The sequence below is a fragment of the Klebsiella scottii genome, assembly GCF_036561945.1.
GTDB lineage: Bacteria > Pseudomonadota > Gammaproteobacteria > Enterobacterales > Enterobacteriaceae > Klebsiella > Klebsiella scottii.
On sequence record NZ_JARXNI010000018.1, the window covers coordinates 94,645 to 115,430 of the forward strand.

At 58.8% G+C, this 20,786-nt stretch carries 20 protein-coding genes; 12 read left to right on the forward strand and 8 right to left on the reverse strand.

Features of this window, described 5'->3' with window-relative positions:
* Positions 1-26: 26 nt before the first annotated feature.
* Both lptG and lptF read right to left on the reverse strand, forming a co-directional pair.
* Positions 27-1,109, reverse strand: coding sequence for an LPS export ABC transporter permease LptG (lptG, locus tag QFI97_RS02345; protein WP_095104269.1), 1,083 nt, complete (start codon positions 1,107-1,109; stop codon positions 27-29).
* A complete protein-coding gene (gene lptF / locus QFI97_RS02350) occupies positions 1,109-2,206 on the reverse strand; it encodes an LPS export ABC transporter permease LptF (protein ID WP_095104271.1) in 1,098 nt (365 codons plus the stop codon). The genes lptG and lptF overlap by 1 nt, the downstream gene beginning before the upstream one ends.
* A gap of 267 nt (positions 2,207-2,473) precedes the next feature.
* Here lptF and pepA point away from each other — a divergent pair, with 267 nt between their 5' ends.
* The 4 genes from pepA to QFI97_RS02370 all read left to right on the forward strand — a co-directional run bounded on the left by pepA (position 2,474) and on the right by QFI97_RS02370 (position 8,150).
* The gene (gene pepA, locus QFI97_RS02355; RefSeq protein WP_095104273.1) at positions 2,474-3,985 is read left to right on the forward strand and encodes a leucyl aminopeptidase; all 1,512 of its coding nucleotides are present in this window, start codon (positions 2,474-2,476) and stop codon (positions 3,983-3,985) included.
* A 191-nt stretch (positions 3,986-4,176) separates the two neighbouring features.
* Positions 4,177-4,620 carry a DNA polymerase III subunit chi gene (gene holC, locus QFI97_RS02360; RefSeq protein ID WP_095104275.1) on the forward strand — a complete coding sequence of 148 codons (444 nt, stop codon included), beginning with the start codon at positions 4,177-4,179 and terminating at the stop codon, positions 4,618-4,620.
* Complete coding sequence (locus QFI97_RS02365) at positions 4,620-7,475, forward strand: valine--tRNA ligase (RefSeq protein WP_095104277.1); 2,856 nt, start codon at positions 4,620-4,622, stop codon at positions 7,473-7,475. The genes holC and QFI97_RS02365 overlap by 1 nt, the downstream gene beginning before the upstream one ends.
* Before the next feature lie 171 nt (positions 7,476-7,646).
* Positions 7,647-8,150, forward strand: a complete 504-nt coding sequence (locus tag QFI97_RS02370) for a GNAT family N-acetyltransferase (protein WP_133601045.1) — start codon at positions 7,647-7,649, stop codon at positions 8,148-8,150.
* Positions 8,151-8,220: 70 nt separating this feature from the next.
* Here the strand turns inward: QFI97_RS02370 and miaE are convergent, their stop codons facing one another.
* Together miaE and rraB are read right to left on the reverse strand one after the other, a co-directional pair.
* Positions 8,221-8,985: a tRNA isopentenyl-2-thiomethyl-A-37 hydroxylase MiaE gene (gene miaE, locus QFI97_RS02375; protein ID WP_095104281.1), complete on the reverse strand. Its 765-nt coding sequence runs from the start codon at positions 8,983-8,985 to the stop codon at positions 8,221-8,223.
* Between the two features lie 49 nt (positions 8,986-9,034).
* Complete coding sequence (gene rraB, locus QFI97_RS02380; RefSeq protein ID WP_095104283.1) at positions 9,035-9,460, reverse strand: ribonuclease E inhibitor RraB; 426 nt, start codon at positions 9,458-9,460, stop codon at positions 9,035-9,037.
* A gap of 98 nt (positions 9,461-9,558) precedes the next feature.
* Here rraB and argL point away from each other — a divergent pair, with 98 nt between their 5' ends.
* Both argL and argF read left to right on the forward strand, forming a co-directional pair.
* Entirely contained in the window at positions 9,559-9,654 is a 96-nt protein-coding gene (gene argL / locus QFI97_RS23490; protein ID WP_223261819.1) for a putative translational regulatory protein ArgL, read from the forward strand.
* The gene (gene argF, locus QFI97_RS02385) at positions 9,624-10,628 is read left to right on the forward strand and encodes an ornithine carbamoyltransferase (protein WP_095104285.1); all 1,005 of its coding nucleotides are present in this window, start codon (positions 9,624-9,626) and stop codon (positions 10,626-10,628) included. Before argL ends, argF begins: the two co-directional genes overlap by 31 nt.
* A 101-nt stretch (positions 10,629-10,729) precedes the next feature.
* On the opposite strand, the gene QFI97_RS02390 is transcribed toward argF, so the two are convergent.
* The gene (locus tag QFI97_RS02390; protein ID WP_095104287.1) at positions 10,730-11,182 is read right to left on the reverse strand and encodes a NanQ anomerase/TabA/YiaL family protein; all 453 of its coding nucleotides are present in this window, start codon (positions 11,180-11,182) and stop codon (positions 10,730-10,732) included.
* A 194-nt stretch (positions 11,183-11,376) separates the two neighbouring features.
* On the opposite strand from QFI97_RS02390, the gene QFI97_RS02395 reads away from it, so the two are divergent.
* From QFI97_RS02395 to ridA, 5 genes are all read left to right on the forward strand, one after another.
* A complete protein-coding gene (locus QFI97_RS02395; RefSeq protein ID WP_080773194.1) occupies positions 11,377-11,481 on the forward strand; it encodes a pyrBI operon leader peptide in 105 nt (34 codons plus the stop codon).
* Positions 11,456-11,515 carry a pyrBI operon leader peptide gene (locus QFI97_RS02400; RefSeq protein ID WP_112150686.1) on the forward strand — a complete coding sequence of 20 codons (60 nt, stop codon included), beginning with the start codon at positions 11,456-11,458 and terminating at the stop codon, positions 11,513-11,515. Before QFI97_RS02395 ends, QFI97_RS02400 begins: the two co-directional genes overlap by 26 nt.
* Positions 11,516-11,517: 2 nt before the next feature.
* Positions 11,518-12,453 carry an aspartate carbamoyltransferase gene (gene pyrB, locus QFI97_RS02405; protein ID WP_095104289.1) on the forward strand — a complete coding sequence of 312 codons (936 nt, stop codon included), beginning with the start codon at positions 11,518-11,520 and terminating at the stop codon, positions 12,451-12,453.
* Positions 12,454-12,465: 12 nt separating this feature from the next.
* Complete coding sequence (gene pyrI / locus QFI97_RS02410) at positions 12,466-12,927, forward strand: aspartate carbamoyltransferase regulatory subunit (RefSeq protein ID WP_346430520.1); 462 nt, start codon at positions 12,466-12,468, stop codon at positions 12,925-12,927.
* A 158-nt stretch (positions 12,928-13,085) separates the two neighbouring features.
* The gene (gene ridA, locus QFI97_RS02415) at positions 13,086-13,472 is read left to right on the forward strand and encodes a 2-iminobutanoate/2-iminopropanoate deaminase (protein WP_076946998.1); all 387 of its coding nucleotides are present in this window, start codon (positions 13,086-13,088) and stop codon (positions 13,470-13,472) included.
* A gap of 48 nt (positions 13,473-13,520) precedes the next feature.
* On the opposite strand, the gene QFI97_RS02420 is transcribed toward ridA, so the two are convergent.
* On the reverse strand, positions 13,521-14,429 hold the full coding sequence (locus tag QFI97_RS02420; protein ID WP_095104293.1) for a LysR substrate-binding domain-containing protein: 909 nt from the start codon (positions 14,427-14,429) through the stop codon (positions 13,521-13,523).
* 95 nt (positions 14,430-14,524) lie between these two features.
* Here QFI97_RS02420 and QFI97_RS02425 point away from each other — a divergent pair, with 95 nt between their 5' ends.
* Entirely contained in the window at positions 14,525-15,385 is an 861-nt protein-coding gene (locus QFI97_RS02425; protein ID WP_346430521.1) for an aldo/keto reductase family oxidoreductase, read from the forward strand.
* Positions 15,386-15,455: 70 nt separating this feature from the next.
* On the opposite strand, the gene QFI97_RS02430 is transcribed toward QFI97_RS02425, so the two are convergent.
* Positions 15,456-17,849 carry a beta-N-acetylhexosaminidase gene (locus QFI97_RS02430; RefSeq protein WP_346430522.1) on the reverse strand — a complete coding sequence of 798 codons (2,394 nt, stop codon included), beginning with the start codon at positions 17,847-17,849 and terminating at the stop codon, positions 15,456-15,458.
* A 157-nt stretch (positions 17,850-18,006) separates the two neighbouring features.
* Positions 18,007-20,715, reverse strand: coding sequence for a magnesium-translocating P-type ATPase (mgtA, locus tag QFI97_RS02435; RefSeq protein WP_095104297.1), 2,709 nt, complete (start codon positions 20,713-20,715; stop codon positions 18,007-18,009).
* Between the last annotated feature and the right edge of the window lie 71 nt (positions 20,716-20,786).

Here is a 20,786-nt window from a genome sequence, read left to right on the forward strand (position 1 = left end):
CTCCGCACCGGAGAGGGGGAGGCGCGCTAGCTTTTTCTCATCATCAGCCAGAGGCTTATCAGGAAGAAGCTGGCGCTCGGCAGCAGCGCGCCGATGATCGGCGGAATGCCGTAGACCAGGGTCAGCGGGCCAAAAATCTGGTCCAGCACGTAGAAGATAAAGCCGAAGCTGATCCCGGTGACCACCCTCACGCCCATCGCCACGCTACGCAGCGGACCAAAGATAAACGACAGCGCCATCAGCATCATTACCGCCACCGACAGCGGCTGGAAGATCTTGCTCCACATATTGAGCTGGTAGCGGCCAGGGTCCTGACCGCTGGACTTCAGATAGGTGACGTAGTTATGCAGGCCGCTAATCGACAGCGCGTCGGGATCCAGCGCCACCACGCCCAGCTTATCCGGCGTCAGTTTGGTATTCCAGGTGCCGCTGACCATCTGCGAACCGGTGATCTGTTTCGGGTCGGTCAGGTTGGACTCATCGACCTGCGACAGGCGCCAGACCTTATTCTCGCTATCGAATTTCGCCGACGCGGCGTAGCGGACCGACTGCAGGCGCCGCGCATCGTTGAAGGCGTAGATGCTCACGCCGCCCAGCTCATCGTTGCCCTTCACCCGTTCGATATAGACAAAATTGTGGCCGTCTTTCGCCCACAGGCCCTGCTGAGTTGAAAGCAGCGAGCCGCCGTACATCTGCTGAGCGCGGTAGTTACGCGCCATCTGCTCGCCCTGCGGCGCAACCCATTCCCCCATCGCCATCGTCAGCAGAACCAGCGGGATAGCGGTTTTCATCACCGCCAGCGCCACCTGCAAACGAGTGAAGCCGGAGGCCTGCATCACCACCAGCTCGCTGCGCTGCGCCAGCGCGCCGAGGCCAAGCAGCGCCCCGAGCAGCGCCGCCATCGGGAAGAATATCTGCACATCTTTCGGCACGCTGAGAAGGGTATATAGCCCGGCGCCCAGCGCATCGTAGCTGCCCTGCCCGGCTTTTTTCAGCTGATCGACAAACTTGATAATGCCCGACAGCGAAACCAGCATGAACAGCGTCATCATGATGGTGTTGAAAATCGTCTTACCGATGTAACGGTCAAGTACGCCAAACGCCTGCATCACGCCGCTCCTTTGTTAAAACGGGCACGGAAGCGACGCATTGGCACCGTATCCCACAGGTTCAACAGCACCGCCAGCGCGAAATAGAGCAGGTTGATGCCCCACATCCAGATCATCGGGTCCATTTTACCTTTGCCGCCGTTCGACTTAATCGAGGTTTGCAGCAGGAAGAAGACCAGGTAAAGCAGCATTGCCGGCAGCATCGACAGCACGCGGCCCTGGCGCGGGTTGACGACGCTCAGCGGAACCACCATCAGCGCCATGATAAAGACGGTCGCCACCAGCGTGAAGCGCCAGTGCAGCTCGGCGCGAGCGCGATCGGTCTGGGTATGCCACAGCGTGCGCATATCCATCTGTTCGGTGTCATCGGGATCCGACGTCACCGCCTGGTGGCCGACAATCGCCTGATAGTTTTTGAAATCGGTGATGCGGAAATCGCGCAGCATCGCGGTGCCCTCAAAGCGGGTACCCTGATTCATGGTCACCACCTGCGAGCCGTCTTTCTGCTGCGAGAGTTCGCCTGAATCGGCGACCACCACCGACGGACGGGCGTTGCCTTTCGGCCGCAGCTGCGCAAGGAATACGTCCTGGAAACGCTTGCCGTTAACGCTTTCAATAAACAGCACCGCGCTACCGTCGCTGGCCTGCTGGAACTGGCCCTGGGCCAGCGCGGCCATGCCGGGGTTAGCTTTAGCTTCCGACAGCACTTCATCCTGATGACGGGACGACCACGGCCCCGCCCACATCACGTTTACCGCCGCGACTGCGCCGGTGAACAGCGCGAGGATCATCGCCGCCTTCACCAGTACCGCTTTGCTCAGGCCGCAGGCGTGCATCACCGTGATTTCGCTTTCAGTATAGAGTTTGCCCAGCGTCATCAGCAGCCCGAGGAACAGGCTCAGGGGCAGGATCAGCTGCGCCATCTCCGGAATGCCCAGCCCTAACAGCGAGAGCACCAGATTTGTCGGGATTTCGCCATCTACCGCAGCGCCGAGGATCCTGACCAGTTTCTGACAAAAGAAAATGAGTAACAGGATGAATAGGATCGCCAACTGGCTTTTCAGCGTCTCACGAACCAGATATCTTATGATTATCACTATAAATACGCCCGTAAAAACCCGTCTTATTGCAGGAAAATTGCTTGTTTCATGGCTTAAACGTCATTTATTCTCTTTGGTCGTCGAAAACATCGCTAAGATTAAATGACTCATCGGTTCTGCGTATCAGGTTTTTTTCTGACGAACCAAGGCCGTAATAACGTTAAGATTAACACGAAGTCACCACAACAGCGGACATGAGTTACGAAAGCTTTCAATTCTATCCGTAGCCACCGTCGTTGTCTTTAAGATTCAGGAGCGTAGTGCATGGAGTTCAGTGTAAAAAGCGGTAGCCCGGAGAAGCAGCGGAGTGCCTGTATCGTGGTCGGCGTCTTCGAACCGCGTCGCCTCTCCCCCATTGCCGAACAACTCGATAAAATCAGTGACGGCTATATCAGCGCCCTGCTGCGTCGCGGTGAACTGGAAGGTAAGCCAGGCCAGACGCTGCTGCTCCACCATGTGCCAAATATTCTGTCAGAGCGCATTCTGCTGATTGGATGTGGCAAAGAGCGCGAGCTGGATGAGCGCCAGTACAAGCAGGTGATCCAAAAAACCATTAATACCCTGAATGATACCGGGTCGATGGAAGCGGTTTGTTTTCTGACCGAGCTGCATGTCAAAGGACGTAACAACTACTGGAAAGTTCGCCAGGCCGTTGAGACCGCCAAAGAGACGCTGTACAGCTTCGATCAGCTGAAGACCAACAAGAGCGAGCCGCGTCGTCCGCTGCGTAAAATGGTCTTCAACGTGCCAACCCGCCGCGAGCTGACCAGCGGCGAGCGCGCAATCCAGCACGGCCTGGCCATCGCCTCAGGGATCAAAGCGGCAAAAGATCTCGGCAACATGCCGCCGAACATCTGCAACGCGGCCTATCTGGCCTCGCAGGCGCGCCAGCTGGCGGATACTTACAGCAAAAACGTCATCACCCGCGTGATCGGCGAACAGCAGATGCGCGAGCTGGGGATGAACTCTTACCTTGCGGTCGGCAACGGTTCGCAGAACGAATCGCTGATGTCGGTGATTGAGTACAAAGGCAACCCGTCGGAAGACGCGCGACCGATCGTGCTGGTCGGTAAAGGCCTGACGTTCGACTCCGGCGGTATCTCCATCAAGCCTGCCGAAGGCATGGACGAGATGAAGTACGACATGTGCGGCGCGGCGGCGGTGTACGGCGTCATGCGCATGGTGGCCGAGCTGCAGCTGCCGCTGAACGTCATCGGCGTACTGGCGGGCTGTGAAAACATGCCCGGCGGCCGCGCCTATCGCCCAGGCGACGTTCTGACCACGATGTCCGGCCAGACGGTTGAGGTGCTGAATACCGATGCCGAAGGCCGCCTGGTGCTCTGCGACGTCCTGACCTACGTAGAGCGCTTCGAACCGGAAGCGGTCATTGACGTGGCGACGCTGACCGGCGCCTGCGTGATTGCCCTGGGGCACCATATCACCGGCCTGATGTCGAACCACAATCCGCTGGCCCATGAGCTGATTGGCGCATCTGAACTGGCGGGCGACCGCGCGTGGCGTCTGCCGCTGGGCGACGAGTTCCAGGATCAACTGGAGTCTAACTTTGCGGATATGGCCAACATCGGCGGCCGTCCTGGCGGGGCTATTACCGCCGGCTGCTTCCTGTCGCGCTTCACCCGCAAGTACAACTGGGCGCACCTCGATATCGCCGGCACCGCATGGCGTTCGGGTAAAGCCAAAGGCGCGACCGGTCGTCCGGTGGCGCTGCTGTCGCAGTTCCTGCTCAACCGCGCCGGGTTCACTGGCGAAGAGTAATCTTGCGGGCCGGATAGCGCGACGCTTATCCGGCCCGTGAGTTCGAGCAATTAGAATTCTGTACCCTATGGATTTCGAGTTGCATCGCGGCGGCAGAGCGGAGCACACTCCCGCCAGCATAGTTTACTCTGCGGCTGGAGTGCCCAAAGGCAGCCAACCAAGAGGCAACGGGAAAGACAACGGGTAGAGATATGAAGAACGCAACCTTTTATCTTCTGGACAATGACGCGCAGCAGGACGGTTTAAGCGCCGTCGAACAGCTGGTGTGTGAGATTGCCGCAGAACGCTGGCGCAGCGGCAAACGCGTGCTGATCGCCTGTGAAGATGAGCAGCAGGCCATTCGCCTCGACGAAGCGCTGTGGACGCGGCCACCGGAGAGTTTTGTCCCGCACAATCTGGCGGGAGAAGGCCCCAGAGGCGGCGCGCCGGTGGAGGTCGCCTGGCCGCAGAAGCGCAACAGCAGCCCGCGGGACATCCTGATCAGTCTGCGGGTAAACTTTGCAGATTTTGCCACCGCTTTCACAGAAGTGATAGACTTTGTCCCTTACGAAGACTCTCTGAAACAACTGGCGCGCGAACGCTACAAAGCGTACCGCATGGCTGGTTTCAACCTGAACACGGCAACCTGGAAATAATGGAAAAGACATACAACCCACAAGATATCGAACAGCCGCTTTACGAGCACTGGGAAAAGCAGGGCTATTTCAAACCGAATGGTGATGAAAGCCAGGAGAGCTTCTGCATCATGATCCCACCGCCGAACGTCACCGGCAGTTTGCATATGGGTCATGCCTTCCAGCAAACCATCATGGATACCATGATTCGCTACCAGCGTATGCAGGGTAAAAATACTCTGTGGCAGGCCGGTACCGACCACGCGGGTATCGCAACCCAGATGGTGGTTGAACGTAAGATTGCCGCCGAAGAAGGTAAAACCCGCCACGATTACGGTCGCGACGCCTTTATCGATAAAATCTGGCAGTGGAAAGCGGAATCCGGCGGCACCATTACCCGTCAGATGCGCCGCCTGGGCAACTCCGTGGACTGGGAGCGCGAGCGCTTCACCATGGATGAAGGCCTCTCCAACGCCGTGAAGGAAGTCTTTGTCCGCCTGTACAAAGAAGATCTGATCTACCGCGGCAAGCGCCTGGTCAACTGGGACCCGAAGCTGCGCACCGCGATTTCCGACCTCGAAGTGGAAAACCGCGAGTCTAAAGGCTCCATGTGGCACATCCGCTACCCGCTGGCCGACGGCGCGAAAACCGCCGACGGCAAAGATTACCTGGTGGTCGCCACCACTCGTCCGGAAACCGTGCTCGGCGATACCGGCGTGGCGGTTAACCCGGAAGATCCGCGCTATAAAGACCTGATCGGCAAATTCGTTATTCTGCCGCTGGTTGACCGCCGCATTCCAGTCGTGGGCGATGAACACGCCGATATGGAAAAGGGCACCGGTTGCGTGAAGATCACCCCGGCGCACGACTTTAACGACTATGAAGTCGGTAAACGTCACGGCCTGCCGATGATCAATATCCTGACCTTTGACGGCGATATCCGTGAAAGCGCGGAAGTGTACGACAGCAAAGGCAACGAGTCTGACGCCTACCCCAACGAGATCCCGGCTCAGTTCCAGAATCTGGAACGTTTTGCCGCGCGTAAAGCGGTGGTTGCCGCCGTTGACGCGCTGGGCCTGTTAGAAGAGATTAAACCGCACGACCTGACCGTCCCGTACGGCGATCGCGGCGGCGTGGTTATCGAGCCGATGCTGACCGATCAGTGGTACGTTCGTGCCGACGTGCTGGCAAAACCGGCGGTTGAAGCGGTTGAGAACGGCGACATTCAGTTCGTGCCGAAGCAGTACGAAAACATGTATTTCTCCTGGATGCGCGATATTCAGGACTGGTGTATCTCCCGTCAGCTGTGGTGGGGCCACCGCATCCCGGCATGGTACGACAACGAAGGCAACGTCTACGTTGGCCGTAACGAAGACGAAGTGCGCCAGGAAAACAACCTCTCCGCCGACGTGGCGCTGCGCCAGGACGACGACGTTCTCGATACCTGGTTCTCCTCCGCGCTGTGGACGTTCTCCACCCTCGGCTGGCCGGAAAACACCGACGCGCTGCGTCAGTTCCACCCAACCAGCGTGATGGTATCCGGCTTCGACATCATCTTCTTCTGGATTGCCCGCATGATCATGATGACCATGCACTTCATCAAAGATGAAAACGGCAAGCCGCAGGTACCGTTTAAGACCGTCTACATGACCGGCCTGATTCGCGATGACGAAGGCCAGAAGATGTCCAAATCCAAGGGTAACGTCATTGACCCGCTGGATATGGTCGACGGTATTTCCCTGGCTGACCTGCTGGAGAAACGCACCGGCAACATGATGCAGCCGCAGCTGGCGGAAAAAATCGCTAAGCGTACCGAAAAACAGTTCCCGGACGGCATCGAGCCGCACGGTACCGACGCCCTGCGCTTCACCCTGGCGGCGCTGGCCTCTACCGGCCGCGACATCAACTGGGATATGAAGCGCCTGGAAGGTTACCGTAACTTCTGTAACAAGCTGTGGAACGCCAGCCGTTTCGTGCTGATGAATACCGAAGATCAGGATTGCGGCTTCAACGGCGGCGCAATGGAGCTCTCTCTGGCCGACCGCTGGATCCTTGCGGAATTCAACCAGACCATCAAAGCGTACCGCGAAGCGCTGGATAACTTCCGCTTCGATATCGCCGCGGGCATTCTGTACGAGTTCACCTGGAACCAGTTCTGCGACTGGTATCTGGAGCTGACCAAGCCGGTGATGAACGGCGGCACCGAGGCCGAGCTGCGCGGTACCCGCAATACGCTGGTAACCGTGCTGGAAGGCCTGCTGCGCCTGGCGCACCCGATCATTCCGTTTATCACTGAAACCATCTGGCAGCGCGTGAAGGTCATCTGCGGCGTGACGGCCGATACCATCATGCTGCAGCCGTTCCCGCAGTACGATGCATCGCAGGTTGATGAAGCCGCGGCTTCCGATACCGAGTGGCTGAAGCAGGCAATCATCGCCGTGCGTAACATTCGCGCGGAAATGAACATTGCCCCAGGCAAACCGCTGGAGCTTCTGCTGCGCGGCTGTAGCAACGATGCGATTCGTCGCGTAAACGACAACCGCAGCTTCCTGCTGAACCTGGCGCGACTGGAAAGCATCACCGTGCTGGCTGCCGATGATAAAGGCCCGGTTTCGGTCGCCAAGATCATCGACGGCGCCGAGCTGCTGATCCCGATGGCCGGCCTTATCGACAAAGACGCCGAGCTGGCGCGTCTGGCGAAAGAAGTGGCGAAAGTCGAAGCGGAAATCGGCCGTATCGAAAGCAAGCTCTCCAACGAAGGCTTTGTCGCCCGCGCGCCGGAAGCGGTCATTGCTAAAGAGCGTGAAAAGCTGGAAGGTTATGCGGAAGCGAAAACCAAGCTGGTTGAACAGCAGGCCGTGATCGCCGCGCTGTAATCCTCTGCCCCTTGTCCGACCGGGCAAGGGGCACAATCACCGCGGATACCACGCGCTGAAGACCTCAGGTTGCAGCACAAACGCCCGTCGCGTTGAACAGCGCTTGCGCTGCCCCCTTTTCCGATGTTATTAACAACAACATCATCCGCCATTTTTGCTATGAGTAATCGTATGAATACGATCGCGACCATCACGGTGTCGCTGCGCCGGATCACCGCGCAAGACAATGCGGCTATCGCCGGCGTTATTCGCCAGGTTTCAGCCGAATACGGGCTGACCGCCGATAAAGGCTATACGGTAGCCGACCCTAATCTGGATGAGCTTTTCCAGCTCTACAGCCAGCCGGGTTCCGCATACTGGGTGGTGGAGCAGAATGGTCAGGTGGTCGGCGGCGGCGGCGTGGCGCCATTAGCCCACAGCGAGCCCGATATCTGCGAGCTGCAGAAAATGTACTTTATGACTTCGGCCCGCGGACAGGGGCTGGCGAAAAAGCTGGCGCTGCTCGCGCTGGATCATGCCCGCGAGCAGGGTTTCAGGCGCTGCTACCTGGAAACGACCGCCTTCCTGAAGGAAGCGGTGGGTTTATATGAGCACCTTGGCTTCGAGCATATCGACGGGCCGCTAGGCCATACCGGCCACGTTGATTGCGAAGTGCGGATGCTTAAAACGCTGTAATTTACGCCTCCCCGGCCGCGCTGCGCCTACCGGGGACCCGCCCTCATCCCGTTGCTCCGGGAACCCCGCTTCAGGCCGCCACCGGCACTCCGCTATGAAAGCGAATCTCGGCCTCCGGCGCGTTAATCAACGCGGCTTCCGCGGCGCCCAGCTGGCGCACGCGCTCGCTGATATCGTCTCCGGCAATCTGCTGCGCCAGGCGCAGATAATCCTCGAAGTGGCGCGCTTCCGAGCGCAGCAGCGACAGATAGAACTTCTGCAGGTCGTCGTCCAGCCACGGCGCCAGGGCGGCAAAGCGCTCGCAGGAGCGCGCTTCGATATAGGCCCCGCAAATCAGCTTATCGATCAGCATCGCCGGCTCATGGGATCGCACCTCCCGGCGTAATCCGCGGGCGTAGCTGCTGGCGGTGATTTTGACGTAAGGAATGTCGTGCGCCAGCATTATCTCGCGCACCTGCCAAAAGTGATGCAGCTCTTCTTTAATCAGCAGCACCATACTGTCAATCAGCTGGCGCCCCCACGGGTCGTCCGTATGCGGCATCGTGCTTTTATTTATCTGCTTATGCAGCGCGACGAAATCCGGCTCCGGGCCCCAGCGGTAGGTAAAGTCCTCGTACGGCTTCAGGCAGGCCAGCAGCTCATCGGCGCCCTCTTTATCCGCCACATATTTACGCACCAGCAGCATGGCGTTTTGCGCCGCTTTCAGCTCGCAAACCATATGATCGGTGAGCAGCAGCGGCAGGTGTTCCGGCTTACGAGCTTCATCAATCCACGCTTGCGGAGTTGTACAGTGCAGGAAGTTGAGTATGGGGGAGAGTATTTGCGGGTAATCCATCGAGATTCCTTGCTATACGGCGGCAGATACCGCCGTATCCATCAGCGGCTTAGTGACGTACGCCGTCGTCATCTTCATCGACGAAATCTTCGTCATCGTCTTCGTCGCCATCTTCACCGTTAGGGTCTTCGAAGTAGGTGCCCCAACCGTCATACTCCACGCCAAACTTTTCTGCCAGCGTCAGCAGCTGTTCAACCTGGGCGTCAATCAGCTCAACCTTCAGCGCGCTCTCGCTCAGGATGTCGCAGCAAATAACGGTTTCGCCTTCTTCGACTTCCAGCTCTTCCGGCTCGGTCACTTCATAACCCAGCTTGAAGGCTTCTACCGCAACTTTTTCCAGCGTTTCGAAGTCGTCGGCGGAGAGATGATGCTCGATGGTGTACAGCGCGTCCGGATCGCTGCCGTCTTCGAGCAGCTCTTCAATAATCAGACGCGTTTCTTCACGCTGTTCTTCCAGTAGTTCCGGGTTTGCCATGGCTCGTTCCTCTTAATGTGCGGCAGTTACTTCTATTGTCACATACCGCCGTGATTGCCTCCACCTTTGTGCGAAAGATTTGTGTCGCGGGGTTGCAAATGAATATTCATACATATAAAGTGAATTTTAATTCAATAAGTGGTTTAAACCATGCGAGGGAAACATGTCCACGTTTTATCAGAAGCATTTTTTGAAGTTGCTTGATTTTACACCTGCAGAAATCACGGCCCTGCTCAAGCTGGCGACCAGACTCAAAACCGATAAAAAAAACAGTATTGAAATCCAGCATCTCGCCGGCAAAAACATCGCGCTCATCTTCGAAAAAGACTCTACCCGCACACGATGCTCTTTCGAAGTTGCCGCATTCGATCAGGGCGCGCGCGTAACCTACCTCGGGCCAAGCGGCAGCCAGATCGGCCATAAAGAGTCAATTAAAGATACCGCCCGCGTGCTGGGCCGGATGTATGACGGTATTCAGTATCGCGGCCACGGCCAGGAAGTGGTTGAAACCCTCGCCCAATACGCCGGCGTGCCGGTGTGGAACGGCCTGACCAACGAATTTCACCCTACCCAGCTGCTGGCGGATCTGCTGACCATGCAGGAACATCTGCCGGGGAAAGCGTTCAACGAAATGACCCTTGCGTATGCCGGCGACGCGCGTAATAACATGGGCAATTCGATGCTCGAAGCGGCGGCACTTACCGGACTGGATCTGCGTCTCGTCGCGCCGTCGGCCTGCTGGCCGGAAGAGAGCCTGGTGGCCGAGTGCAAAGCGCTGGCGCAAAAGAACGGCGGCAACATCACCCTGACCGAAGATATCGCCGCCGGCGTGAAGGGCGCGGACTTTATCTACACCGACGTTTGGGTATCGATGGGCGAAGCCAAAGAGAAGTGGGCCGAGCGTATCGCCCAGCTGCGTGACTATCAGGTGAACAGCAGCATGATGGCGCTGACCGGCAATCCGCAGGTGAAGTTCCTCCACTGCCTGCCGGCGTTCCACGACGATCAAACCGCGCTTGGCAAGCAGATGGCCGCCGAGTTCGGCCTGCACGGCGGCATGGAGGTCACCGACGAGGTGTTTGAATCTGCGGCGAGCATCGTCTTCGATCAGGCCGAAAACCGCATGCATACCATCAAGGCGGTGATGGTCGCGACCTTGAGTAAATAACCCGGCGGGGATTTCCCGGAGGCGGCGCGCAGCGCCTTATCCGGGCTACCGCACCGGCCCGTCGCCCCGGTAAGTGCAGCACGACCGGGGATTGACGGCGCTTAGCCCATCAGCATCTTCACCACCGCTTTGCGCACTTTGGCGGGCGAGCCCACCGCACACAGCGGCTTATGCACCTCCCCCGGATAAAACACCACAAAATCTCCCGCGCTGAGAATCATGGTTTTCTCCTGCTCGCCGGCGGCGAGGAACGCAATGTCTTTATCCGCCAGCCAGTCGATATCCGGCGTCCCGGCGGGCCGGGTACTGAAGGTCATCCCCTCCTCGCCCTGCAGCACAATCTGGATATCCAGGTAGCGCGCGTGATACTCGGCGCGGCGCTCGCTGAGCGCTTCGGTAGTGTCCTGCGAAATCAGATAAAACAGATTGTTGCCGTCAATATCATGCTTACCGAGCGGCGTCTCCTCGCTGACGTGAGCCTTAACATATTCGATAGCCTGGCGCAGCGGTTCCGGTAGCCAGGCCTGCAGATGATAAATGTTCCCGACGATCATAATAACCCTCAAATATAAAACAGCTTTTCATTTCTGAATTTTATACGCCCCTTGCGACTGCCATACCACCACTTTTTAACGCTTTTTTGCGCTGACGCGGCGTTATCGAAGCAAACGTTTACCTGTTTGTGGACTAATCGCTTGATCCGAAATTTGAGCTGCGTATAATGCCGGTCGATTTGCCGGGAGGAAGCATGGTCTATTGCGTACGACATTCTGTCTTACCGCGTCTGAAAACAGGCGCTGGCGTAGCGTTTTTCTTTCCGTTGCTCAATGAATTCTCGAAGCCCCTTATTTAAGGGGCTTTTTTTTTGCCCAGGCGTCAGGAGATAAACATGGCTAACCCGCTATATCAAAAACATATCATTTCCATAAACGATCTCAGCCGCGAAGACCTTGAACTGGTCCTGGCGACCGCTGCAAAGCTGAAAGCGCGCCCGCAGCCGGAACTGCTGAAGCACAAGGTTATCGCCAGCTGTTTCTTTGAAGCCTCCACCCGCACCCGACTGTCGTTCGAAACCTCAATGCATCGCCTCGGCGCCAGCGTGGTAGGCTTCTCCGACAGCAGCAACACCTCGTTGGGCAAAAAAGGCGAAACCCTCGCCGACACCATTTCGGTCATCAGCACCTACGTTGACGCCATCGTGATGCGTCATCCGCAGGAAGGCGCGTCGCGGCTGGCAACCGAATTCTCCGGCGGAATTCCGGTGCTCAACGCCGGCGACGGCGCCAATCAGCACCCGACGCAAACCCTGCTGGATCTGTTCACCATCCAGGAAACCCAGGGCCGCCTGGAAAACCTTAACGTGGCGATGGTCGGCGACCTTAAATACGGCCGCACAGTGCACTCCCTGACCCAGGCGCTGGCGAAATTTAACGGCAACCGCTTCTACTTTATCGCCCCTGACGCGCTGGCCATGCCGCAGTACATCCTCGATATGCTTGATGAGAAAGGGATTGCCTGGAGCGTACATAGCGCCATTGATGAGGTCATGGAGGAGGTCGATATTCTGTATATGACCCGCGTACAGAAAGAGCGCCTCGACCCATCGGAATATGCCAACGTGAAGGCGCAGTTTGTGCTGCGCGCCGCCGATCTGGAAGGCGCCCGCGACAATATGAAAGTGCTGCACCCGCTGCCGCGCATTGACGAAATCACCACCGATGTTGATAAAACGCCGCACGCCTGGTACTTCCAGCAGGCCGGCAACGGCATCTTCGCACGCCAGGCGTTACTGGCACTGGTACTGACTAGCGAGCTGGCTCTGTAAGGGGAAACGACCATGACACATGATAATAAACTGCAGGTAGAAGCCATTAAGCGTGGCACCGTCATCGACCACATCCCCGCGCAGGTGGGCTTTAAGCTGCTGACGCTGTTCAAGCTGACCGAAACCGACCAGCGCATCACCATTGGCCTGAACCTGCCATCGGGCGAAATGGGCCGCAAGGATCTGATTAAAATCGAGAATACCTTCCTCACCGACGAGCAGGTCAACCAGCTGTCGCTGTACGCCCCGCTTGCGACGGTCAACCGTATCGACGATTACGAAGTGGTCGGCAAGTCGCGGCCTAACCTGCCGGATCGGATTAACAGCGTGCTGGTGTGCCCGAACAGCAACTGTATCAGCCACGCCGAGCCCGTTTCATCCAGTTTTGCGGTGAAAAAACGCGAAAACGACATCGCTCTGAAGTGCAAATATTGTGAAAAAGAGTTTTCACATTATGTGGTTCTGGCCGACTAATTGAGGTTGGTATTGACAACCCGGCTCCCTATAATGGCCGGGTCCTTACGCGCTATCCTTCAAGCTGCTTCCTTGACGGCGACTCGCCCCCTGCCGCGTCGATGCAACCCGAAGGATTTCGCGTCACTTCTTAATTAAGCTGTTATTCAGGAGAACTCATGTCTAAAACTATCGCGACGGAAAATGCACCCGCAGCTATCGGCCCGTACGTTCAGGGTGTTGATCTGGGTAGCATGATCATCACTTCCGGCCAGATCCCGGTTGATCCTAAAACGGGTAGCGTACCGGAAGATGTTGCCGCTCAGGCGCGCCAGTCTCTGGACAACGTAAAGGCTATCGTTGAAGCGGCAGGCCTGAAAGTGGGCGATATCGTTAAAACCACCGTCTTCGTCAAAGACCTGAACGACTTCGCCACCGTGAACGCCGCTTATGAAGCGTTTTTCACCGAACATGATGCGACCTTCCCGGCACGCTCCTGCGTCGAAGTTGCGCGTCTGCCGAAAGACGTGAAGATTGAGATCGAAGCGATCGCGATTCGTCGCTGATTGTTCGGCCCTCTCCGCTGCGGAGAGGGCTATCTTCGGCGATTCATCTCATGACGACGCATTCATCTCGCGCACAAAATCAATAAACGCCTGCAGGGGCACGGGGATCAGGCGACGATCGTTGTAGTAAAGATAGGGCCCGGAGAACGACAGCCACCACGGCTGTAGTATTGCCTCGAGCTGGCCGCTGGCGATAGCGGGCCGCAGCCACTCTTCGAACAGATAGATAACGCCAATACCGGCAATCGCGGACTCGACCGCCAGGTCGACTGCGCTACCGACGCTCACCACCAGCGGGCCATTCACCTGTACGCTGTAGCTCTCTCCCTCACGCTCAAATTCCCACGCCGGCATGACGCCCGTGGCGTAACGGCCGCGTATACATTGATGACGCATCAAATCGCGCGGATGCGTTGGTCTGCCATGCTGGCTTAAATACGCCGGGGCAGCGGCCGTGGCAAAGCGCTGGCGGCGCGGGCCGATAGGAAGGGCAATCACATCCTGTTCGAGCCGCTCGTCATAGCGAATGCCGGCATCGCAGCCGTCACGAAACACATCCTGGACGTTACTTTCGGCGACGATCTCCAGCTGAATATTGGGATAACGGCGGATAAACTCCGGCACCAGAGAGGGCAATACCAGCCGCGCGGCGCTGACCGGCACGTTCAGCCGCAGCGTGCCGCCGGGAGTATTACGATAGCGATTGAGCGAATCCAGCGCGGCGTCCACTTCATTCATGGCCGGAAGCAGGCGCTCAATCAGCGCCCTGCCGGCCTCGGTCAACACCACGGTGCGCGTGGTGCGATGAAACAGCCTGATACCAAGCTGCTCTTCCGCACGACGCACCGCGTCGCTTAGCCGCGACGCGCTGCTACCGGTGATCCTTGCGGCCTCGCGAAATCCCCCGGCCTTCGCCACTTCTACCACCGCATGCAGCAAACCAATATCCATCGACACTGTGCGCCACCTCGTACAGGTTGTTCTTATTTAGCTGGATAGTTGCACAGCGCATTCACCGATACAATCGAAACACACTCATACAGGAGAGCACCATGTCAAAACCCACAATGACTTACCGCCTCGGCGACCGCGAAGTTAACCGTTTAGGCTATGGCGCAATGCAGCTGGCAGGCCCGGGCGTTTTTGGCCCGGTGAAGGATGAAGCGCGGGCAATTCAGGTTCTTCGTGACGCCGTCGCCTCCGGCGTTAACCACATTGATACCAGCGATTTTTACGGCCCGCATGAGACCAACCGGCTGATTAAAAAAGCGCTACATCCCTATTCCGACGACCTGAGCATCGCCACTAAAGTTGGCGCACGGCGGGATGACAAAGGCGGGTGGCTCCCGGCCTTCAGTCCGCAAGAGCTGACCCGCGCGGTAGAAGATAACTTACAGAATCTGGGGCTGGACGCCATGCAGGTGGTGAATCTGCGCAGCATGCATGACGTCCACACGCCGAAGGAAGGCTCGCTGGAAAAAGAGCTGGAAACGCTGATTCAGCTGAAAGAGCGCGGATTAATCCGTCATATTGGCCTGAGTAATGTGACCGCCAAACAGATCGTCGATGCGCAAAAGATGACGCCGATTGTCTGCGTTCAGAATATGTATAACCTTGCCAACCGGCAGGACGACGAGCTGGTCGATAGCCTGTCCGCGCAGGGGATCGCCTACGTGCCGTTCTTCCCGCTCGGTGGTTTCTCGCCGCTACAGTCCGCGCTGCTCGATGACGTCGCCAGCGAATTACAGGCAACGCCCATGCAGGTCGCCCTCGCCTGGCTGCTCAAGCGCTCGCCCAATATTCTGCTGATCCCCGGCACGTCATCGCCGCAGCATTTGCAGGAGAACCTGGCCAGCGCGCAAATTGCACTGTCCGATGAGGTGATGGAAAAGCTGAACGGGATCGTTGGCTAAGCTGCCGGGCTCTACGGAAAGCGTACTCTGCTACCCTGCCGGCCCCGGGGCCGGCATGGTCATATATCACCTACTCGACCTTCGTCGCCCGCAGCAGTTTCTCCAGCGGATAGACCGCCGCAATCACCAGCTCATCCTGCGTTTTCGCCGCCTCATCCAGCTGCGCCTGCACCGACGCATACTCCTTATCATCCAGCGTTCCCTGGCGAGCCACCAGGTCCGTCAGGCGCATCCCCAGCGTCGCCAGCTTATCAACCTGCTGCACCACCGGGCCGATCGCCGCCAGCTGATAGCTGCTTTCAGTTAGCGCCAGCGCATCGGCGGTATTATTTTGCCAGCGGGTAAAGACGTGACGCAGCGCGTCCGCGCTTTCGTTATCTTCCGCATCGCTAATCAGCCTTTCGGCCCAGCGGTTAAGGCTGCGCACGGTGTCGCTCTCCGCCGGCAGCGCGTCGGCCAGGCGGTTCAGCGGCTCGAACTGATGATAGTTGTTGGCCTGGAATTTCAGATGCTGGCGGGTGTAATAGTGCGCCGGCTCGATGGCCTGGGCGAGGATCTGCAGCGCCAGGGTGCTGCCGCCGTTTGCCAGCCGGGTGAACTGCACCAGCTGCTGGCCGTGCTGCTGCAGGCCGACCGAGACCGTTGACCAGCCGTCCATCGCCTGCAGACGCTGGTACATATTGTCGCTGTCTTTGACATCCTGCGCCGACCACAGGCGCTCGGCAACCGCGAAGGTTCGCGGCCACAGCTTAATATCCAGCACCGGCGCCGCCACGTTTTCCGCCCACAGCGCCGCTTCGCCGCCGAGCAGGTTCTTCTGCTGTTCGCCATCGGGAACCACCGGCGGGATCCCCTCCGGCACCTCGTCCAGCCGCTGCCCGCTCACCGGATAGCGGACGTTGCCCAGCAGGAAGTAGCCGCCAAGCTTATCGTCGTTGACGGTCAGCACCGGCCGGGTTTCCCCCATCCAGGTATCGACGCTAAAGGTTATCTGGTTATCATTCAGCCATGCGATATCCTGCACCGCCCGTCGAGATTTTCCTTTAAAATCAATAAACCCGCGCCAGCCGCTCTCCCCTTTTACCAGCGTGAAGCTGCCTTCCACCGCGCTCCCCTTGAGCCGCGGCATCACGAAGCTCCAGCTTTGGGCGCTGTCGTTATCGGTAATGGTATCGACGCCGTTCAGCCCCTGCGGCACGATTTCATTGCGGTAGTGATAGGCGGTGTACTGCGGCTGATCGAGATAAAATCCGGTAGAGAGGATCCCGCGATAGCCGTGCTTCGCCACCTCCCCCAGCGCATCCTGCCCCTGCCACGACTGGATCAAAATGCTTTTCGGCAGATCGGGGTGATAGATTTCGTCCCAGCCCACCATCTGGCGACGATGTTTTTCGAGGATCGCCTCCAGCCTGCGGTTGAAGTACGCCTGCAGCGCGTGGCTGTCCGCCAGCCCCTTATCGCGCATAAATTTCTGGATCGCCGGGTTCGCCTGCCACTGGCTGTCGTCCACCTCATCCCCGCCAATATGCAGATAAGGGTCGGGGAAGATCGCCGCCAGCTCGCCGATCATCGCCTCGGCAAAGGCGTAAGTGGCCTCTTTGGTCGGGTCGAGCACCGGCTTAAGCACGCCCCAGTGGCGCTCCATTTGATAGGGGCCCGGCGCGCTCATCAGCTCCGGATAGGCCACCGCAATGGCCGAGGCGTGTCCCGGCATATCGATTTCCGGCACCACGCGGATGCCGCGATCCGTCGCGTAGCGCACGATCTCTTTCATCTGCGCCTGAGTGTAGAACAGCCCGTCGCTGGCCTGCTGCTGCAGTTTCGGGTAGCGCGTGGAGGCAAAGCGCCAGCCCTGATCGTCGGTCAGGTGCCAGTGGAAGACGTTGAGCTTGGCGGCCGCCATGCCGTCGATCTGCCGCTTAATGGCCTCCAGCGGCATAAAGTGGCGCGCGGAGTCCAGCAGCAGCCCGCGCCACGGGAAGCGCGGCGCATCGTCGATCGTGACGTAAGGAATGGCGGTATTCTCCGCGCCGTTCTGTATCAGCTGGAGCAGGGTTTCCATCCCGCGCAGGGCGCCGAAGCGGGTGTTCGCCTTGAGGGTCACGCCCTCGGCGGTCACCTTCAGTTGGTAGCTTTCATCGCTGTCGGGGCGCGGAATGGCCGGGACCTTTTTGGCAATCACCACCGCAATAGTCGGCGTTTTCGCGGCGGTCATTTGCGGCTGCAGAGTCCAGCCGGTCTGGCGGGCGATGCGCTCGCGCCAGCGGCCGGCGGCATCCCCCAAATCGTCGCCGCTGACGTTTAGCGTCAGCTGATTATTCAGCACCAGCGCGCCCTGCGCCTGCGGGCGCTCGACGTGAGCCGGCCAGGGCATAAGCGGCAGGTCGCCCGCCGGTGCGGCGCAGGCCAGGCCGCTGAGAATTAATCCGCTGGTAAGCAGGCCATAGCGCACGGTGTTAAGCATGAGTTTTCCTTTTGATGACGGGCCAAAAAAAGCAAAACATTTGGTTAACACGCGCGAAAAATAGCGTCAAGGAAATGTAATGACGCGCTTCACAACTTGATGAAGTTTAAGATAAATGCCCTCTCCCTGAGCGGGAGAGGGGCGGAGGAAGTCAGGGTTACTGCCAGCCGTAGCGACGGCTGTAGAAACCTTTGACCATCTGGGTCAGCGTCATGTAGCCCGCCAGAATCGCAATCAGCCACGGGAAGTAGCTCAGCGGCAGCGCCTGCAGCTGCAAATAGCCCGCCAGCGGCGAGAACGGCAGCGCGATGCCGACCACCATCACCACCAGGGTCATCGCAAACAGCGGCCACGCGGCGCGGCTCTGAACAAACGGAATACGGCGGGTACGGATCATATGCACAATCAGCGTTTGCGACAGCAGCCCTTCAATAAACCAGCCAGACTGGAACAGCGTCTGCGCTTCCGGCACGTTGGCGTGGAACACCCACCACATCAGGCAGAAGGTGAGGATATCGAAGATTGAGCTTATCGGGCCGAAGAAGACCATAAAGCGTCCCAGCTCGGCCGGATTCCAGCGCTGCGGTTTACGGATCTGCTCGTCGTCAACGTTATCAAACGGGATCGCCACCTGGGATACATCGTACAGCAGGTTCTGGATCAGCAGATGCAGCGGCAGCATCGGCAGGAACGGCAGAAATGCGCTCGCCACCAGCACGCTGAAGACGTTACCGAAGTTCGAGCTGGCGGTCATCTTGATGTACTTGAGCATGTTGGCAAAAGTACGACGCCCTTCGATCACCCCCTCTTCCAGCACCATCAGGCTCTTTTCAAGCAGGATGATATCCGCCGCCTCGCGGGCGATATCCACCGCTCCGTCAACGGAAATACCGATGTCCGCCGCGCGCAGCGCCGGGGCGTCGTTAATCCCGTCGCCCATAAAGCCCACCACGTGCCCCTCGCGTTTGAGCAGCGTCACGATGCGCTCTTTATGCAGGGGCGCCAGGCGCGCAAAAAGAGTGGTTCGTTTAGCCAGCGCCGCCAGCTCATCATCGCTGAGCGCTTCAATCTGGCTGCCAATAACCACCTCTCCCGCGTCGAGGCCCACCTCATGGCACACCTTCGCCGCCACCAGCTCGCTATCGCCGGTGAGGATTTTGACGGTAATGCCGCTGGCCTTCAGCGCTTTCAGCGCCGGGGCGGTAGTCTCTTTCGGCGGATCGAGAAACGCGATATAGCCTTCGAGGATCAGATCCGACTCATCGGCCCGCTGATAGTCCCCTTCCCGCGCCGGCAGATAGCGGGTAGCCACCGCCACCACGCGCAGCCCCTGGCGATTGAGGGTGTCGGTGACGCGCCGGATACGGCGCAGCATGGTCTCGTCCAGCGGCACGATTTCACCGTTGTAGCGAACCTGGGTCGAGACGTTGAGGATCTCCTGCAGCGCGCCTTTACAGATAAGCTGATGGACGCCTTCCTGCTCGCTCACCACCACCGACATCCGGCGGCGCTCAAAGTCGAACGGGATCTCGTCCACTTTCTGCCAGCGCTCGGCAAGCTGGCGAGCGGCATCCAGCTCCACGCCTTCCAGCACCGCCGTATCCAGCAGATTTTTCAGCCCGGTCTGGTAGTGGCTGTTAAGCCAGGCGGAGTTCAGCACCAGCTCGCTCACCTTACCGGACACGTCGGTATGGTTTTCCAGCACGATTTTATCCTGGGTCAGGGTGCCGGTTTTATCGGTACACAGGATATCCATCGCGCCAAAGTTCTGGATTGCGTCGAGGTGTTTGACGATAACTTTCTGTTTCGACAGCTTCACCGCCCCGCGCGCCAGAGTCGAGGTGACGATCATCGGCAGCATTTCCGGCGTCAGGCCAACCGCCACCGACAGGGCGAACAGCGCCGCTTCCCACCAGTCGCCTTTGGTAAAGCCGTTAATCAGCAGCACCACCGGCGCCATCACCAGCATAAAGCGAATCAGCAGCATGCTGACGCGGCTGATGCCTTTCTGGAAGGCGTTGGGTTCGCTCTCCTGCTCGCTCACCCGCCCGGCCAGCTGGCCGAACCAGGTGCCGCCGCCGGTAGCGAACACGATCGCCTGCGCCGTTCCGCTCACCACGTTGGTCCCCATAAAGCACAGAGTGTCGCACTCCAGCGGGTTGGCCTGCAGCGCATCGCGGGTGCGGGCCACTTTTTCCACCGGCAGCGATTCGCCGGTCAGCGACGCCTGGGCGACAAAAAGATCGCGCGCCTGGAGGATGCGCAGGTCTGCCGGGATCATATCTCCCGCCGAGAGCTTAACGATATCCCCCGGCACCAGCCGATCGATAGGCAGCTCGCACCAGCGGCTTTCGCCCTGCTCGTTGACCACCCGCAGCACCGTGGCGGTGTTGCTGACCATCGCTTTCAGCGCATCCGCCGCTTTGGTGGAGCGGGCTTCCTGAATAAAGTTGAGCAGCGTGGAGATCCCGACCATCAGCGCAATCACGCCCGCGGCGAACAGATCCTCCGTGGAATAGGAGACGACGCCCAGCACGGTCAGCAGCAGGTTGAAGGGGTTGCGATAGCAGGTCCACAGATGTACCCACCACGGCGAAGGCTGCTGGGCGGGGATTTGGTTGTCGCCGTGCGCCGCAATTTTCTGCGCCACCTCGGCGGCGTTGAGCCCTTCCGGGTGGCTGTCGAAGGCGCGCCAGATTTCGTTTTCATCCATTGCCGCCACGTTCAGACAGCGCTTGCCCAACGAGTCCGGGATCGGCGCGCTGGCCAGATTGCGGGCATCGGGCAGCGGATCGCGCTGCACCAGGCGGCGTGGCAAATGGCGGCTAAGCTGCGTAAACAGCTGCCGGGTAAAATTTTTCAGCATAAACAGTCCCTCCGCGCTCGCACAGCGAACGCAGCAAATCGACGGGCACGGTAAAACCATACCTGTCAGGC

Excerpts from the sequence above, each read along its gene's own strand:
- pyrI (WP_346430520.1), top strand. The coding sequence starts at position 12,466 with ATGACACATGATAATAAACTGCAGGTAGAAGCCATTAAGCGTGGCACC.
- miaE (WP_095104281.1), bottom strand. The coding sequence starts at position 8,985 with ATGGATTACCCGCAAATACTCTCCCCCATACTCAACTTCCTGCACTGT.
- rraB (WP_095104283.1), bottom strand. The coding sequence starts at position 9,460 with ATGGCAAACCCGGAACTACTGGAAGAACAGCGTGAAGAAACGCGTCTG.
- ridA (WP_076946998.1), top strand. The coding sequence starts at position 13,086 with ATGTCTAAAACTATCGCGACGGAAAATGCACCCGCAGCTATCGGCCCG.
- argF (WP_095104285.1), top strand. The coding sequence starts at position 9,624 with ATGTCCACGTTTTATCAGAAGCATTTTTTGAAGTTGCTTGATTTTACA.
- QFI97_RS02425 (WP_346430521.1), top strand. The coding sequence starts at position 14,525 with ATGTCAAAACCCACAATGACTTACCGCCTCGGCGACCGCGAAGTTAAC.
- QFI97_RS02390 (WP_095104287.1), bottom strand. The coding sequence starts at position 11,182 with ATGATCGTCGGGAACATTTATCATCTGCAGGCCTGGCTACCGGAACCG.
- mgtA (WP_095104297.1), bottom strand. The coding sequence starts at position 20,715 with ATGCTGAAAAATTTTACCCGGCAGCTGTTTACGCAGCTTAGCCGCCAT.
- QFI97_RS02430 (WP_346430522.1), bottom strand. The coding sequence starts at position 17,849 with ATGCTTAACACCGTGCGCTATGGCCTGCTTACCAGCGGATTAATTCTC.
- argL (WP_223261819.1), top strand. The coding sequence starts at position 9,559 with ATGAATATTCATACATATAAAGTGAATTTTAATTCAATAAGTGGTTTA.
- QFI97_RS02370 (WP_133601045.1), top strand. The coding sequence starts at position 7,647 with ATGAATACGATCGCGACCATCACGGTGTCGCTGCGCCGGATCACCGCG.
- holC (WP_095104275.1), top strand. The coding sequence starts at position 4,177 with ATGAAGAACGCAACCTTTTATCTTCTGGACAATGACGCGCAGCAGGAC.
- lptG (WP_095104269.1), bottom strand. The coding sequence starts at position 1,109 with ATGCAGGCGTTTGGCGTACTTGACCGTTACATCGGTAAGACGATTTTC.
- QFI97_RS02365 (WP_095104277.1), top strand. The coding sequence starts at position 4,620 with ATGGAAAAGACATACAACCCACAAGATATCGAACAGCCGCTTTACGAG.
- QFI97_RS02395 (WP_080773194.1), top strand. The coding sequence starts at position 11,377 with ATGGTCTATTGCGTACGACATTCTGTCTTACCGCGTCTGAAAACAGGC.
- pepA (WP_095104273.1), top strand. The coding sequence starts at position 2,474 with ATGGAGTTCAGTGTAAAAAGCGGTAGCCCGGAGAAGCAGCGGAGTGCC.
- pyrB (WP_095104289.1), top strand. The coding sequence starts at position 11,518 with ATGGCTAACCCGCTATATCAAAAACATATCATTTCCATAAACGATCTC.